Consider the following 15,203-nt stretch of genomic DNA (forward strand, 5'->3'; position numbering starts at 1 on the left):
CGGCGGGTGCTCCGGGGAGTCCCGGTAGCCGGCGGGCCCGCGTGACCGGCATCCTGCCGCGCACCCCGGCCCACCTTCCGCACACCCGGGCAGACCGGGTCCGACCTGCGCAAGAACCACCTCGGGGGGATGTCCGACGTGATAACCGCGATAGTCCAGATCGACTGCGGGACCGACGCCGTCACCACGGCCGCGAACGCCCTGGCGAACGTGGCCGGGGTCGCCGAGGTCTACTCGGTGACCGGGCGCAAGGACCTGATCGCGATACTGCGCGTGCCGCACCTCGATTCCGTGGCGGACGTGGTGACGACGAAGATCCTGCGGATACCGGGAGTGGTGAATACGCAAACCCAACTCGCGTTTCGCGTCCACGCCACTCGCGGGGCGGACCGCGAGTCGATCGACGACGTCCCCGAATCGACCACCGGCGTCCCGGAGCCGGCAATCCGCTGACCGGTTTCGCGCGTGCGCCACCGGACGACTTCGCGGCTCCGCACCCGGCCGCGAAGTCGTGTTGTCGTGATGTGATTCACAGCCGGTCCCACCGCAGCCCGAAAGCGGACCCGGAAGCGAGTCCGGAAGCGGGCGGGGACGGCGCTCGACATTCACCGGCCCGCGCCGCGAACCGAGACGGGGGACGGGCTAATTCGCCATCCCGAACCCGCCGGGTCCCGCGGCCCCGACAACGGGGCGCCCGTGCCACCGCCCGGCGCGGGCTCGGCCCCGAGGGCGTGGACCCGACCGGCCGCTCACCGCTCCCGGCCGGACCGCGGGCCTGCCGGCGCGCCTCCGGGCAGTCCTCAGGGGACCTCCGGGCGGCCGGCCCCCGACCGCCCGCGGACCTCCTCCAGCTCCGCCCGCGCCCTGGCGGCTTCCGCCGGCCGACCGAGCAGGTCGTGCAGGCGGGCCAGTTCCTCCAGCGCCAGCGCCAACTCCTGGGCGTCGTGCTCGCTCCTGCCCGCCAGCGGGCGCAGCGTCGCCACGGCGTCGGCCACCGCCTCGGCCGCCTCGTCGGGCCGGTGCATCCCGACGTAGGCCCGCGCGAGGTTGCGGTGCAGCACGGCGAGCGTGCGCCGGTGCCGCAGCGCCCTCAACCGCCGGTGGCCCCTGATCGCCTCCAGCAGGGTGTTGCGGGCGTCCCAGTAGCGACCCATCCGCATCAGCTGGTCCGCGTAGTGCCGCAGCAACCCCGCCAGGCGCGCGCCGGCGTTCAGCGAGCGCCGGATGTCGACCGCCTCGGACAGCGCCGGCAGCGACTCCTCGGTCCGGCCGAGGCCGTCGAGCAGGTCGGCGTGCTGCACCAGCGCCGCGGCCAGGTCCGACCGGCGCTGGGGCAGGCCGTCCGCGGCGAGCGCGCGCCGCAGGTCGACCGCCTCCTGGGCCGCGGCGCCCGCCCGCTCGCCCAGGCCGGCGCGGACCAGGAAGCCCGCCAGGTGCAGCAGCGCGCCGGAGAGCTTCTCGCCGCCGTCGTGGGCGGCCAGTCCGCGGTGGACGGTGACGCACTCCTCCATCGAGGCCAGCGCCTCCTCCCCGCGGCGCAGCGAGTCCAGCCACTCCGCCCGCAGCTGGAGGGAGCGGGCCAGCGCCAGGGCGTGCGGCTCGCCCAGCTCCCGGTGCAGGGCCGCCGCGTCGGCGGCGAAGTCCCCCGCCTCGTCGACCGCGCCGTGCGCCACCAGGCACTGGGCCGCCGTCATGAGCGCGGTCGCGAGGCCGGCGCGGTGCTGCTCCGGGCGCGCCCGCACCAGGGCGCGGAAGACCCGCACGAGCTCGCGGCCGGCCGCCGCGGCGGGCCCGGTGCGCCCCAGCTCGGACAGCCGCCGGGTGAGGTTGCCCAGCGCCATCGCCAGGTCCTGGTCGTGCGCCTCGGGGTTGGCCTCGGCCAGCCGCCGCAGGATCGCCACCGCCTCCTCGCTCGCCCGCAGCCCCTTCTCGGTGTCCTCCCGCCGCCGGTACTGGTTGGACAGGTTGTTCAGCGACGAGGCCAGCTGCACGCCGTAGGCGTCCGGTTCGGCCTTGGCCAGCTCGCGGCGGATGCCCAGCGCCTCCTCGATCGCAGCCAGCGCCTCGCCCCGGCGGCCGTCCAGGCCCCGCTGGACGCCCAGGATGTTCAGCGACGTGGCCAGGCCGGGCCGCTGGGCCTCGCCGCCGGGCGCCCGCACCAGCTCGCGGTTGATGTCGACGGCCTGCTGGGCGACCCTCGCGGCCTCGCGGTGCCGCCCGGCGAGCCCCAGCCGGGTGGCGAAGCCGTTCAGCGCGCCGGCCAGGTGCGCCTGCGCGGCGGGGTCGGCGGTCGCGGCGCGGCGGGCGATGGCGACCGACCGCTTGCTGACCGCCAGCGACTCGGGCAGCCGGTGCAGCCGGCTGAGCTGGTCGGCGAGCCCGTCCAGCGCGTTGCCCAGGTCGACCAGGTGGGTGCTGTCCGCCGGGTCGACCAGCCGGTCGAACAGCTCGATGGCCTGCTCGTTGACCCGGACCGCGTCCTCGAACCTCCCGCGGTTGCGCAGCCGCCTGGCCAGCTGCGCCAGCGCGCGCGGGCGCGCCAGGGCGTCCGCGTCCGGGGCGGCCTCGTAGGCGGCGGCGAGGCGTTCGAGCACCTTGATCGCGATGTCGTTGAGGACCTGCGTGCGCACCGGGATGGCGGCGGCGAGCGCGGCCAGCAGCCCGGTGTCGGCGGAGGCCACGACCTGCTCCAGGCTCGCCAGCAGCGGCGCCGGGTTCTCCGACCGCACGGCGACCGACAGGGCGGCGGGCCCGGTGACGCGCGGCGCGGCGGCGACCACCGCCCCGATCACGGGGTCCAGGTGCCGCGCGTCGACGGCGGCGCGGGTCAGCACGGTGAGCGCGTGCTCCACCTGGGCGGGGGACGCGACCCGCACCAGCGCCGTGGCCAGCTCGGGCCGCACGTGCAGCACGCGCGCGACGTGGTGCTCGCCGAGCCGGTCGGGCTGGAGCGCCCCCCAGTGGCCGCCGGAGCCCGGCAGGGCGTCCGCCAGCCAGCGGACGGCGGTGTGGCGGCGGTCCTCGGGCAGGCCGGGCAGCGCCGCGACCAGCGCCAGCGCGTCGTGCTCGGTCGCCGCGCCGAACAGGGTCGCCATGGCCACGGCGGACGCCAGGGTGTGCTTCTCGGCCGTGAACTGCCGGGCGCCGGCCAGCCACTTCCAGTACCGCTCCTCGTGGCGGAGCAGGGTGTCCACCGGCGAGCTGCCGGTCTTGTCCGGCTCGGTGGCGGCCAGCAGCGCCGCCAGGGCGTCGATGTGGATGCCGAGGATCGGCCCGCCGTCGCCCTGCTCCTCGGTGAGCGAGCGCGGCGGCGCGGCGGCGACGGCGTCGGCGTGGGCGCCCGCGCCCTCGTAGCCGCGGAACCGGGACAGCGCCCGCGCGAGCGAGGACACGGCTTCGCGCCACGCGTCCAGCCGGCCGTGGGTCGTGCGCTCCAGGGCTTCCAGCTGCAGCACCGGCGCGTGCACGAGGTACTCCAGGTAGTGCTCGACGGCGCTGTCGTCGCGCCACTCGCCGGCCGACCTGGCCAGCAGCAGCAGGCGCACGGCGGTCTCGGTCCGCCGGGTGGCCTCGGTGAGCGCGCGGATGGTGCCCGCGCTGGTCTCGGCGTAGTCGACCACCAGCAGCGCGGGCCGGCGCAGGGCGGCCAAGCCCGCCGCCGCCTCCCGGTCCAGGTCGCCGGTGACGAAGCCCGCGACCCACCCGGCCGCGGCCAGCTCGTCGGCCAGCCGGGCGGCGAGGCGGGTCTTGCCCTGCCCGCCGGGCCCGGTGACGATGTGCGCGGAGAACCCCTCGTCGCGGGCGCACCACTCGCGCAGCCGCGCCAGTTCGGCGTCCCGGCCGCGGAAGCCCACCGTGTGCGACCGCGCGACCAGCAGCGTGGCCGGCGAGGACAGCGGCTGCACCTCGGTGAACAGCGTGTCGAGGTCCACCGGCCGCAGCACCGGTTCCCCGTCGCAGACCTCGGCGACCAGCCGGCGGAACTCCGGGTCGGCGGCGCACCGCTCGACGGGCACGGCGGCCAGCCGCCTGCTCGCGAAGTGCGCCGCGTCGTGCCGCACCACGCCGACCACGGCGCCGCCGCAGACCACCGCGGCGCCGGACATGCCCTCCCACAGCGACCGGTCGCCGGTCAGCTCGACCGGCGCGCTGTCGACGTCGACCGACAGCCGCTCCGCGTCCACCCCGGTCAGCGGGTTGATCCGCCCGGTGACCTGGGACGCGACCAGCTCGTGCGCGGGGCCCCGCCCCTCGTAGGCCGGGAAGCCGACCGCGTGGCAGGGCTGACCGGGCGCGGAGGTCGCGAAGCGGCCCCACCGCACCGGCTGCCGCCGGACCGGCAGCTCCGCCCCCGGCGCGACGACCCGCAGCAGCGCCGCGTCGACCTCGTCGGCCCCGCACCAGACCACCTCGCAGCCGAGCAGCGCCGCCGCGCCCCGGAGGTGGATCAGCACGTTCTCCCGGGGCGAGCCGTCCTTCGCCCGCACGACGTGGCGGGAGGTGAGGACGAGCGACCCGCCGAGGTGGTACCCCGAACCGGTGGACCAGGCCCCGCCCGCGGCCGGGCGGGCGTAGACCGCGACGTGCCGGTCAGCCTGCGACATTCGGCAGGCGCGTGGTCGTGCCCTCGACCTCGATGGGCTTCTCACCCGCGCTGGGCAGCAGCTCCAGCCGCAGCTTGTGCGTCGTGGCGGACGACCGCGACCCCTTGCCCTCGGCCGAGACGATGCCGAACTTGAAGCCCGCCTTGCCCTCCGCGGTCGCCCGCACCTCCAGCGCCAGCTCGATCTCCGCCTTGCCCACGGTGAACAGGATCTCCTCGCCCGCGGCGAGGTCGCGGGCCTCGGCCAACTGCTGCCGCAACTGCCCGATCGCCGAAGCCAGCTCCACCCAGTCACCATCGGTCACGAGAGCACCCCTTCGCCGCAGTCACGATGTCGAGGAAGTCGACAGCACCGCACAGCGCGTTACGGTCCTCTGATCATTGTGCCCTGCCCGCCCGCTCGGGCGGGGAACGGGGCGACCGGCGCGACGCCGGTCGCAGGGCGTCACCGCCAGATTCACCCGAAGGTGCTACAGCCCTGTTCTGCCGGTCGCACAAGGGAAATAGCCCTGGTCCGCGCCCCGCGGCCGGGTGGCCGCTGTGGGGACCGCACAAGTGCGGACGGGCTCCTGGCGTTGCGCGGACGCACGTCTGCGCTGCTCGCACCGCGTTCGCGAGGCCGGGACCGCGCCAATGAGTTGATCTTGTGAGCCGGGTCGTCGGAATTTGCCCGGAAAGGCGTCGCTGAGCCAGAGTCCTTGCCATGCCGAAGGTGTCCGCTTCCTCAGGCGTGGCCGGGGAGCACGGGCCGCCGGGGGACGTCCCGTCGTACGTGCCCGTGCTGCCGCCCGGGGAACCGCACCTCCCACCGCGGGTGCAGGGCGCGTTGTGCCTGGCGGAGAACGCGGCCGGCGAGCTGAACCAGGCGCTGCGACGGGTTCCCGACCCCGAGGCGTTCGTGGCGAGCCTGCGGCTGCGCGAGGCGCTGCGGTCCGCGCGGCTGACCGACCTCACCGCCATGCCCACGGAGGTGTGGGTGGTGGCGCTGCGGCTGCCCACCCTCGACGACGCGGGTGACGCGGGCGACCCGGCCGCGGACGGCGGGTCGCCCGCGCTCCGCCACCCCGTCGGCCGGTTCGTCCACGGCTCCGCCCTGCTCGACCGGGAGGTCGCGCGCGGCGCGCACAACGGCGTCGAACTGCTCGGCGCGGTCAGCGCGGTGCTCACCGGCCGCCCGGCGAGCCCGGCGGCGCGGGGCCTGCGGCAGGCCGAGGGGTTCCTCACCGCCGGCGACCGGCGCACCCCCTACGTGCGGACCGCGCCGCCCGGCGAGCCGCTGGCGCGCGCGGTGCGCGCGTGGGACCGGTGGGTCGCGCAGCCCTACGAGGGGCCGCGGCTGGCGAAGATCGCCACGGCGCACCTGCTGCTGGAGCTGCTGCAGCCCTACCCGTGGGCCAACGGCCACCTCGCGCGGCAGTTCACGCGCGGGGAGGTGGTGCGCCGCGGCGTGGTCGACCGACCGGTGCTGTCGCTGTCGCCCTGGCTGGACGACCACGCCGACGAGTACCGCAGCCGCATCCGGGCCGTGGTCGCGGGCGGCCCGCCGTGGGAGTGGGTGGAGTTCTTCGCCCTCGCCGTGCGGGAGCAGGCCCTGCGCAACGTGGCGCTGATCGACCGGTTGGCCGACGTGCGCGCCGAGCTGGTCGACCGGGCGTGGGCCTCGCGCCCGGCGCGCCGGGTCCTCGCCGCGCTGCCCACCTCGCCGGTGACCGACGTGCCGACCCTGGCCGCGCAGCACGGTCTCCCGCCCCGGGGCGCCGCCGCAATCCTCCGCCGCCTGGAGGCCGAGGGCGTGCTGCGCAAGCCGCCCGGCCACCCCGTCAAGGTGTTCGTGTGCGACGCCGCGCTGGACGCGCTGGTCTTCGACGACCTCCCGCCCCCGACCGACCGGCAGGTGCTGGAACCCGCGCCCGGGGCGGGCGCCGATGAGAACCACACCCGAGAAGAGCAGAAGTGACCCGTTACCGGAGCCCCCGCCCCCTTCGACCCTCCTGCCTGCCGGCGCCCCGCCGGCACGGCCCGCCCCGACGCCGGGCCGCCGCGCCCGCGCCGCCCCGGACCCGGCGGTCCCGGCTGCGCGCGGTGGGCTCCGCCCTGGTGAAGGGCGCGTCCCTGGTGGTCGGGATCTCGAACTTAGTGCTCGACCACGTCATCCCGTGGTTCTCACGCCGCGGGTGAGGGCTCCGGGGGCGGGTAGCGGTCGGGCGCGGCGGGCGGCAGCGGGCGGTCCTGGTCGTGGGCCAGCAGCAGGCGGACGCGGTCGGCCCCCTCGTCGTCGACGTCGACCAGCAGCGCCAGGGCCTCGCTGAACCTCCGCCGGGCCGGGCCGGTCGCGCCGGTCGCCCACAGGGCGCGCCCGGACCACTCCAGGACCAGCGCCTGCTCCACCGGGGGGAAGTCGGGCAGCGCGCGCACCACGCCCTCCGCGCGGCGCGCCCAGTCCGCCGCCGCGTCCGCCCGGTCGTAGGACAGCAGCGCCGCCGCCGTCGCCGCCCGGACCCGCGCCAGGGCGGCGCGGTCGCCGGTCTCGTCGCACAGCGACTCCAGCCGCTCGAAGCAGCGCAGCTCCAGGTCGCCGCGACCACGCAGGCGGAACATCCCGGCCCGCCACCACAGCAGCCGGGCGGCCTCGGCCGGCCGGCCCGCCCGCCGCCACAGGTCCCACTCCCGCACCGCGTACCGCTCCGCCGCCGCGGGGTCGCCGCGCCGCGCGAACCACACCCACGCCGAGCGCAGCAGGTCGGCCATGGTCCCCGCGGCGCGCTCGGCCACCGCCGCCCGCGTGCCCACGTCGGTCAGCGCCGTGACGAACCCCGCGTCGGAACCCGCGTCGGACCCGGCGTCGGGCGGGCTGTCGGCCGGGGCCGCGCCCCCGACCCCCCACAGCAGCACCGCCAGGGACAGCGCGGTCGAGGTCAGCCCCGCCTCGTTCGCCGCCCCCGCCACGCCCAGCAGGCACTCCCGGTGCTCGCGGACCCAGCGCCCGGCCGAGCCCGGCGACGGCTCGCCGCGCGACCGCGCCGCGGCGGCCCCCAGCCGGTCCAGCGCTTCCGCGGCGACCCGCCCGACGACCTCGCGCCGCCGCCCGGCGTCGACCGGCCGGCGGGTGGGCGCCAAGACGACCCAGCCGTCCGGTCTCCGGCCGGCCGGGAGCAGCCCGGCGGGCAGCCCGTCCACGGCCGCCACGTCGACCCCGGCCGCCCGCGCCACCAGCCAGGCCGGCGCGGCGCCCGCCCCGAGGGCACCGGACAGCACCGGTAACACGTCGACCACGGCGGACCCGTCCCGCGCCTGTCCCACCGGCAACAACTCCTCGGCCGCTCCTGCAACTGCCCGCCCGCGGCCGTCCCGACCGCCCCGCGACGCGACGCGCGCAACCACTGATCATCCCAAAAACGGGGACCGGGCCAAGTCCCCTCCACCGTTGCGCGCAGCCCCGCCGGGTAACCCGAACAGCCCAGCGCCCGCCGGCGGCCAGCGGGAACCACCCCAGTCATCCCACGAAATGATCATCAAAGTCAACCGTTGGGGTGAACGCCCCGCAGGGTGCGGACGGGATCGCCGGGCCCCGCCGGAACGGCGCCGTGCCCGGCCGGCCGGTCGCAGCCGGGACCGGAGCAGGGCAGGCCCGGCCCCCCGAAGCCGCGCCACCGTCCACTCAGGACCGACGAGCCCCGGGACCCCGGTGGCGCGCGGGCGATGCCGGCCTCCCGCGGAGGGGTGAACCAAGTCGGCGGGCGGATTCCGATGATTCCTCATCACCGGTGGGCAGGAATTACCGGAATTCGCCCGGCCCGCGTCGCGCGCGAATCCGCGGCGGAACGCGGGTGGCCGGGACAACCCGGACCTGCGGCGCGCTTTCCCGGTCGGAATCCGACCCCCCGGCCGCGGGAACGCCGGAGGCCGGGACGCCACCGCGTCCCGGCCTCCGGCGCGCCCGGCTCGCGCCGCTACGCCGGGCTCTCGTGCTTGCCGCCGCGGACGGCGAAGGAACCGGCCACCGCGACCACCGAGAGGACCGCCGCCAGCAGGAACGCCGTGTGCAGGCCGCCCATCTCGGCGGCGACCTTCGCCTGGCCGGAGTCGAGCAGGCCGGCGGCGCGCGCGCTCATCACGCTCACCAGCAGCGCCACCCCGGCCGCGGCGGCGAGCTGCTGGGTCGTGCTGAAGATCGCGCTGCCGTGGGAGTACAGCCGGGCGGGCAGCGCGCCCAGGCCGGAGGAGAACAGCGGCGTGAACGAGAACGCCAGCCCCAGGCTCAGCACCAGGTGGAACACCAGCACCAGCGCCGCCGGCGTCGAGCCGTCGAACCCGCTGGCGAACCACAGGGACGCGCTGGTCGCGACCGTCCCGACGACCAGCAGGACGCGCGGGCCCACCCGGTCGTAGAGCCGGCCGACCACCGGCGAGAGCAGGCCCATCAGCAGGCCGCCGGGCAGCAGCAGCAAGCCGGTGGCCAGCGGTTCGAGCCCCAGGACGGTCTGCAGGTAGATCGGCAGGATCGTCGCGACGCCCAGCAGCAGGCCCATCATCACCATCATCAGGCCGCTGGTGACGGTGAACGTGCGGAAGGCGAAGGTCCGCAGGTCCAGCAGGGCGCGCTCGTGGCGCTGGAGCGCCACCTGGCGCAGCACGAACGCCGCGATGCCCAGCACGCCCACCGCCAGCGACACCCACAGGGTCGCGGCCGAGCCGCCGCCGGAGTGCCCGATGCTGGACAGGCCGTAGACCAGGCCGCCGAAGCCGAACACCGACAGCACGACCGACAGCAGGTCGATCGGCGTGCTGCTGGTCTCGCCGATGCTCGTCACCCGGCGCAGGCCCAGCGCCAGCGCCGCCAGCGAGATCGGCAGCACCACCCAGAACATCGCGCGCCAGCCGAACAGGTCCAGCACCACGCCCGACACCGTCGGGCCGATGGCCGGCGCGACGGAGATGACGATGGAGATGTTGCCCATCAGGGCGCCCCGGCGGGCCGGCGGCACCAGCGTCATCACCGTCGTCATCAGCAGCGGCAGCATGATCGCGGTGCCGCACGCCTGCACGACGCGGGCCGCCATCAGCACCGGGAAGCCCGGCGCCAGCGCGGCCAGCAGCGTGCCCGCGCTGAACAGGCTCATCGCCACCCCGAACAGCACTCGGGTCGGCACCCGCTGGATGAGGTAGCCGGTGACCGGGATGACCACCGACATGGTCAGCAGGAAGCCCGCGGTGAGCCACTGCCCCACCGACGCCGTCACGTGCAGCTCCTCGAGCAGCACCGGGAGCGCCACGCCCATGATGGTTTCGTTGAGGATGACCACGAACGTGGCCACGAGCAGCACGCCGATCACGGTGCGATCACCGCGGCTGAGCGCGGGCGGCGACACGGCGTCGGCCACACCTGCGGAAGTCATGCGAAATCCCCCAGAGAAGAACGGGCGCGGGAAAGGGCTGCGGCGCCGGCGAACACGCCAACCCTACCCGTGCCGGTCCACCGGCGGGCCCCCATTTCCGCCGGCGGTGAACGTTGTCACGGCGCGGCGGGCGGCCCTGCGGGGTCCGGCGGCGCCGCGCGCCGCCGCCACCCCGGCCACTGTGGAGGAACGCGGCGCAAACGTTGCCGTTGCGGGTATTCCGGTCGACCGCACGGTGAACCTCCCGGGCCGGCGCGGGTCGCGGGTCGCGCCGCGCCCGGTCCGCGCCCCGACCCGGCCCACCAGGTGGGAACGTGTCCCATCACACCCCGCGGCACGGGCCGCGGCGCCGGTTCCGCGCCGGGCGGGACGCCGGTCGGCCCCTTTCGGCAGCCGCACCGCGCCACCCCCCGCTCGCGGCGGCTGCCCGGCGGCGGAAATCGGCGATCCCTCCGCGAACGGGACAGCCGAATTCCCTCCCCCGTCGTGGCGACAATGCCGATCGGCGGCGTCCCGAACCGCGGGAATTCTTTTTCACGGCCCCGGTCGACCGCCGCATTCCCGAATCGGGACGGCCGTCGATTCCGCGCAGCCCCCGCCCACCGCTCGGACGCGGTCCCGCGCCGTCAGCCGGCGATCCCCGGGTCGTCGCGCACGGCCGCGACCGCCTCCACCTCCACGAGCTGGTCGTCGTAGCCGAGGACCGTGACGCCCAGCAGCGTGCTCGGCACGTCGTGGTCGCCGAACGCGGCGCGCACCACGCGCCACGCCGTCACCAGGTCGGCCTGGCGGGTGGTGGCGACCAGCACGCGCGTGCTGATGACGTCCTCGACGCCCGCGCCGGCCGCGGCCAGCGCGGTGCGCATGTTCTCCACCGCCTTGGCCGCCTGCGCGGCGTAGTCCCCCACCCCGACGGTCCTGCCGTCGGCGTCCAGCGGGCACGCGCCGGCCAGGAACACCAGGCGGGCGTCGGCGGGCGCGGTCGCGGCGTACGCGTACTCCGCGACGTCGGACAGCTCGGACGAACGGATCAGCGTAACGGACTTGGCCATCGACTCCCCCTGGCGCGGATCGGTGCTCGGACCGCCGATCATGGCACGAGCCGGGACGACCGCCGGCACGCGTTTCCCACCGGGGGTCGCCGATCCCGCCCGGCCGCTGCCCGCACCGGCGCGTCCGCCGATCGTGCGACCCGGTCACACGTCCGATGCCGTTCACCCGCAAGCCGTTTGCCGACCCGCGGCGGAGGTGTTCCAATCCACAGTGGACTCCGGCACCGGGCGTCGCGGCACGGGAAGGGCACGACATGCGCATCGGGTACAAACTGGCTTCGGAGGCGTACGGCCCGCAGGAGCTGGTCCGCCAGGCCGTGCGCGCCGAGGAAGCGGGCTTCGACTTCGTCGAGATCAGCGACCACTTCCACCCGTGGCTGGACAACCAGGGGCACTCGCCGTTCACCTGGACCGTGCTGGGCGCCATCGCGGCGCGGACCGAGCGGGTCGGACTGGTCACCGGGGTCACCTGCCCGACCGTGCGGTACCACCCGGCGATCATCGCCCAGGCGGCGGCCACGCTGGCGCTGGTGTCCGACGGCCGGTTCGCGCTCGGGGTCGGCTCGGGCGAGCGGTTGAACGAGCACGTGGTCGGCCGCGGTTTCCCCGCCGTGCGGGTCCGGCAGAAGATGCTGCGCGAGGCGCTGGAGATCATCCGCCTGCTGTGGCGGGGCGGTTACCGGTCCTACGACGGGGAGTACCTGCAGCTGGAGGACGCCCGCGTGTTCGACCTGCCGGACACCCCGCCGGTGATCGCCGTGGCGGCCGGCGGCGGGGACGCGGCGACGATCGCGGCGGAGCTGGGCGACGGGCTGTTCGCCACCGAGCCGCGCGCCGACCTGGTCGAGCGGTACCGCGCGGCCGGCGGCGCGGGCCCCCGCTACGCCGAGGCCCCGCTCGCCTGGGCGCCCGACGAGCAGACCGCGGTCCGGGCCGCGCTCGACACCTCGCGGTGGGCGGTGACCGGGTGGAAGGTGATGAGCGAGCTGCCCAACCCCGCCAACTTCGCCGCCGCCACCACGACGGTCACCGAGGCCGACGTGCGCGCGCAGTTCGCCTGCGGCCCCGACCCGCGCCGGCACCTCGAAGTGGTGCGGCCGTTCGTCGAGGCCGGGTTCGACCACGTCGTGCTGCAGAACGCGGGCCCCGACCCCGACGGCTTCATCGACTTCTTCCGCGCCGAGCTGGCGCAGGAGCTGCGCGCCCTCTCGCCCCAGCCGATCGGGCTGTGACCCCGGCCGCCGGGCCGGGGTGGCCGCCCGGGGTCCGGCTGCGCGCCCCCGCCGCGGGCGGCGGGGGCGGCGCCGCGGTGATCAGGTGTACCAGGTGGGCTCCGGGATCTCGCCGAGCAGCGCGTACCGGCCGACCTCGGCCCGCTTGTGCGCGATCGGGTCGTGCAGGCTGTGGGTGCGGATGTTGCGCCAGAAGATGTCCAGCCCGACCGAGTTGGCCGTCGCCCGCGCGCCGGTGACCTCGAAGACGCGGTTGCCGATCTCCAGCCCGGTGTCGATCGCGCGCTGCTTGGCCGCCGCGATGACGACCGCGGCCTCGCCGCGCTCCCGCTCGGTGACCTCGTCGGCGTGGGCGTTGATCGCCTCGATGAGCCCGGCCGCGCGATCGGCCAGGGCCTCGGCCGCCCACAGCTTGGCCTGGAGGTCGCCGTAGGTCTCCAGGACGTGGAACTCCTCGACCGCGGAAGACTTGACGTCCAGCGCGTAGGGCCACGGCCGGGTCTTGTCCTTGGTGTAGGCCGCAGCCGTGGTGAGCGCGCCCTTGGCGATGCCGAGGTAGAAGTTGGTGAACACCAACTGGATCAGGGGCACGTTGAGCGTGTTGTACGTCCTGGGGCGGAATTCCCCGTCGACGTACCCGGCGGCCTGGGACCAGGGCACGCGCACGCCCTCCACCCGCACGCCGCCGCTCTCGGTGAGCCGCTGGCCGAGGTTGTCCCAGTCGTCCTCGAACACGATGCCGTCCTGGTGGGACGGGACGATCGCGAAGACGTGCCGGTCGGTGCCCGCCAGCACGCCCTCCAGCACCGTCACGTCGGAGACCTTGCCGCCGGTGGAGAAGGACTTGCGGCCGGTGAACACCAGCTCGTCGCCCTCCTCGGTGATGACCAGGTCGTCGTCGCGCGGGTTCACCGCGCCGCCGAAGAACCACCGCTCGCGGGTCGCCCGCTCCTCCACCGCGGCCACCTGCTCCGGGGTGGCGACCAGCCGGGCGGCCCAGGACCACAGGTAGTGGTAGCCGATCAGCTGGCCGATCGAGCCGTCGCCCGCGGCGACCTCGCGGGTCACCCGGTAGGCCGTGGTCCAGTCCTGCCCGCCGCCGCCGTGCTCGGCCGGGCCGAGCAGGGTGACCAGCCCGGCGTCCTTGAGCAGCCGGACCTCGGCGTGCGGGGTGGCGCCCGCGCGGTCGCGGGCCACCGCGTCGGTGGCCAGCAGCGTGGCGACCTGCTGCGCGCGGGCGACCCACTCCTCGGGACCGGTGGGCGTGGTGTGCCAGGTGTGCTGTGCGGAGAGGGTCACGGTCGGGCTCCGATCGGTTCCGGGTCGGTCTTCGGCTCGGGGTCGGCTGCCGGCTGGGCGGCGGACGGTTCGGCGGCGGTGGTGGGTCCCGCGGCGGTGGTGGGTCCCGCGGCTGTGGTGGGTTCCGCGGCGGACGGTTCGGCGGCGGCGATCGGCTCGACGGTAACGGGCTCGGTGGCGGCGGGCTCGGTGATGGGTCCGGCGGCCTGAGCCACGGCGGCGGCCCGGGCCACGGCGGCGGTCGGCTCCGCGACGGCGGCCGAGGCGTCGAGGGACGCTTCGAGCTCGCGCACGATCGGCAGCACGGTGCGGCCGAAGTGGGCGACTTCCTCGTGGTAGTGCAGGAAGCCGAGCAGCAGCAGGTCGACGCCGCGCCGCCGGTACTCCACGATCCGGTGAGCGACCTGCTCGGGCGTGCCGATCAGGCGGGAGCGGAAGCCGTCGTTGTACTGCACCAGGTCGTCGAACGTCGAGTCGGCCCACATGCCCTTCCTGTCGCCCGTGGCGGCGCCCGCCTGCCGGACGGCGTCGCGGAACCCCCGCACCGCCTCGACGTCGGCCTTGGCGACGATCTCCCGCAGCGTCTCGCGCGCCTCGGCCTCGGTGTCGCGGGCGATGAGGAAGCCGTTGAGCCCGAAGCGCACCCGGCGCCCGTGCGCCCGTGCCGCGGCCCCCACCTCCTCGACCTGCTCGGTGACGCCCTCGAAGTCCTTGCCGTTGCTGAAGTACCAGTCCGACACGCGCCCGGCCATGGCCCGCGCGGCCGTCGAGTTGCCGCCCTGGAACACCTCCGGGTGCGCGCGGCCGGGGACGGCCGGGGGCTTGGGCCTGAGGTCGTAGCCGCGCAGCCGGTAGAAGTCGCCCGCGAACTCGGCGGGCTCCTCGGTCCAGCTCGCCCGCAGCACGCGGATGAACTCCTCGGCGCGCCGGTAGCGCTCGTCGTGCTCCAGCCACGGTTCGCCCAGGGCGGTGAACTCGCCCTTGAACCACCCGCTGACGACGTTGACCGCCGCGCGCCCGCCGGAGAGGTGGTCGGCGGTGGCGACGAGCTTGGCCAGCACGGCGGGGTGCCACAGGCCGGGGTGCACGGCGGCGATCACCTTCAGCCGCCGCGTGGCCAGCAGCAGCGCGAGGCTGAAGGCGGTGGACTCTTGCTGGTAGGCGGCGCCGTACCCGGCCAGGTAACGCACCTGGGTGAGCGCGTAGTCGAACCCGTTGCGCTCCGCGAGCACGGCCAGCTCGCGGTTGTAGTCGTAGGACCAGTCGGTCCGCTGCTCGATGTTGCTGACGACGAGACCACCGCTGACGTTGGGCACCCAGTAGGCGAACTTCAACGGCTCCCGCTCCCGGTTCTCGGGCACGGCAGGACTCCGGATCGTGGTGTCGGGCGAGCACTGTCCTCAGTGGACAGCTGTGGGCGGTTGCGGCCTAGCGGGGGCAACAGCGCTGGCCGGCGACGCGGACGAAGTCCACGTGCCGGCGCCTGGTCAACACGGTCGGTCGCGGCACGGCCCCACTCCAACAGCACCGCACCGCCCGGTCAACGCGGAGCAGCGCGGTCCCACAGAGTGAACGCGGGCCGCAATCGGACGGTCACCGGCCCGATCGGCGAGCCGGGTGA

The 15,203-nt window shown here is 75.7% G+C and carries 9 protein-coding genes and 1 pseudogene; 3 read left to right on the forward strand and 7 right to left on the reverse strand.

Going from position 1 to position 15,203, the window contains the following annotated elements; translation table 11 throughout:
* The first annotated feature begins 129 nt into the window (after positions 1–129).
* On the forward strand, positions 130–453 hold the full coding sequence (locus JOE68_RS05790; RefSeq protein ID WP_239562147.1) for an Lrp/AsnC family transcriptional regulator: 324 nt from the start codon (positions 130–132) through the stop codon (positions 451–453).
* Between the two features lie 347 nt (positions 454–800).
* Here the strand turns inward: JOE68_RS05790 and JOE68_RS31740 are convergent, their stop codons facing one another.
* Positions 801–4,604 carry a trypsin-like peptidase domain-containing protein gene (locus tag JOE68_RS31740; RefSeq protein WP_204841304.1) on the reverse strand — a complete coding sequence of 1,268 codons (3,804 nt, stop codon included), beginning with the start codon at positions 4,602–4,604 and terminating at the stop codon, positions 801–803.
* Complete coding sequence (locus JOE68_RS05800) at positions 4,591–4,908, reverse strand: trypco2 family protein (RefSeq protein ID WP_204841305.1); 318 nt, start codon at positions 4,906–4,908, stop codon at positions 4,591–4,593. Before JOE68_RS05800 ends, JOE68_RS31740 begins: the two co-directional genes overlap by 14 nt.
* 407 nt (positions 4,909–5,315) lie before the next feature.
* Here JOE68_RS05800 and JOE68_RS05805 point away from each other — a divergent pair, with 407 nt between their 5' ends.
* Positions 5,316–6,560, forward strand: coding sequence for a hypothetical protein (locus JOE68_RS05805; RefSeq protein WP_204841306.1), 1,245 nt, complete (start codon positions 5,316–5,318; stop codon positions 6,558–6,560).
* A gap of 206 nt (positions 6,561–6,766) precedes the next feature.
* Here the strand turns inward: JOE68_RS05805 and JOE68_RS05810 are convergent, their stop codons facing one another.
* From JOE68_RS05810 to JOE68_RS05820, 3 genes are all read right to left on the reverse strand, one after another.
* A complete protein-coding gene (locus JOE68_RS05810) occupies positions 6,767–7,903 on the reverse strand; it encodes a hypothetical protein (protein WP_204841307.1) in 1,137 nt (378 codons plus the stop codon).
* A gap of 650 nt (positions 7,904–8,553) precedes the next feature.
* Positions 8,554–9,999, reverse strand: a complete 1,446-nt coding sequence (locus JOE68_RS05815; protein ID WP_204841308.1) for a DHA2 family efflux MFS transporter permease subunit — start codon at positions 9,997–9,999, stop codon at positions 8,554–8,556.
* 626 nt (positions 10,000–10,625) lie between these two features.
* Positions 10,626–11,051: a RidA family protein gene (locus tag JOE68_RS05820; protein WP_204841309.1), complete on the reverse strand. Its 426-nt coding sequence runs from the start codon at positions 11,049–11,051 to the stop codon at positions 10,626–10,628.
* Positions 11,052–11,305: 254 nt separating this feature from the next.
* On the opposite strand from JOE68_RS05820, the gene JOE68_RS05825 reads away from it, so the two are divergent.
* Entirely contained in the window at positions 11,306–12,283 is a 978-nt protein-coding gene (locus JOE68_RS05825; protein WP_204841310.1) for a TIGR03557 family F420-dependent LLM class oxidoreductase, read from the forward strand.
* A gap of 81 nt (positions 12,284–12,364) precedes the next feature.
* Here JOE68_RS05825 and JOE68_RS05830 read toward each other — a convergent pair whose 3' ends face one another.
* Positions 12,365–13,582, reverse strand: a complete 1,218-nt coding sequence (locus JOE68_RS05830; protein ID WP_204841311.1) for an acyl-CoA dehydrogenase family protein — start codon at positions 13,580–13,582, stop codon at positions 12,365–12,367.
* A gap of 236 nt (positions 13,583–13,818) precedes the next feature.
* A pseudogene (gene sfnG, locus JOE68_RS05835) lies at positions 13,819–14,943 on the reverse strand (dimethylsulfone monooxygenase SfnG); the annotation flags it as partial.
* Between the last annotated feature and the right edge of the window lie 260 nt (positions 14,944–15,203).

Origin of the sequence: Saccharothrix algeriensis (genome assembly GCF_016907655.1) — a bacterium.
Classification (GTDB): domain Bacteria; phylum Actinomycetota; class Actinomycetes; order Mycobacteriales; family Pseudonocardiaceae; genus Actinosynnema; species Actinosynnema algeriense.

Coding starts and splice junctions, on each gene's coding strand:
- JOE68_RS05825 (WP_204841310.1), top strand. CDS start 11,306: ATGCGCATCGGGTACAAACTGGCTTCGGAGGCGTACGGCCCGCAGGAG.
- JOE68_RS05820 (WP_204841309.1), bottom strand. CDS start 11,051: ATGGCCAAGTCCGTTACGCTGATCCGTTCGTCCGAGCTGTCCGACGTC.
- JOE68_RS05790 (WP_239562147.1), top strand. CDS start 130: ATGTCCGACGTGATAACCGCGATAGTCCAGATCGACTGCGGGACCGAC.
- JOE68_RS31740 (WP_204841304.1), bottom strand. CDS start 4,604: ATGTCGCAGGCTGACCGGCACGTCGCGGTCTACGCCCGCCCGGCCGCG.
- JOE68_RS05815 (WP_204841308.1), bottom strand. CDS start 9,999: ATGACTTCCGCAGGTGTGGCCGACGCCGTGTCGCCGCCCGCGCTCAGC.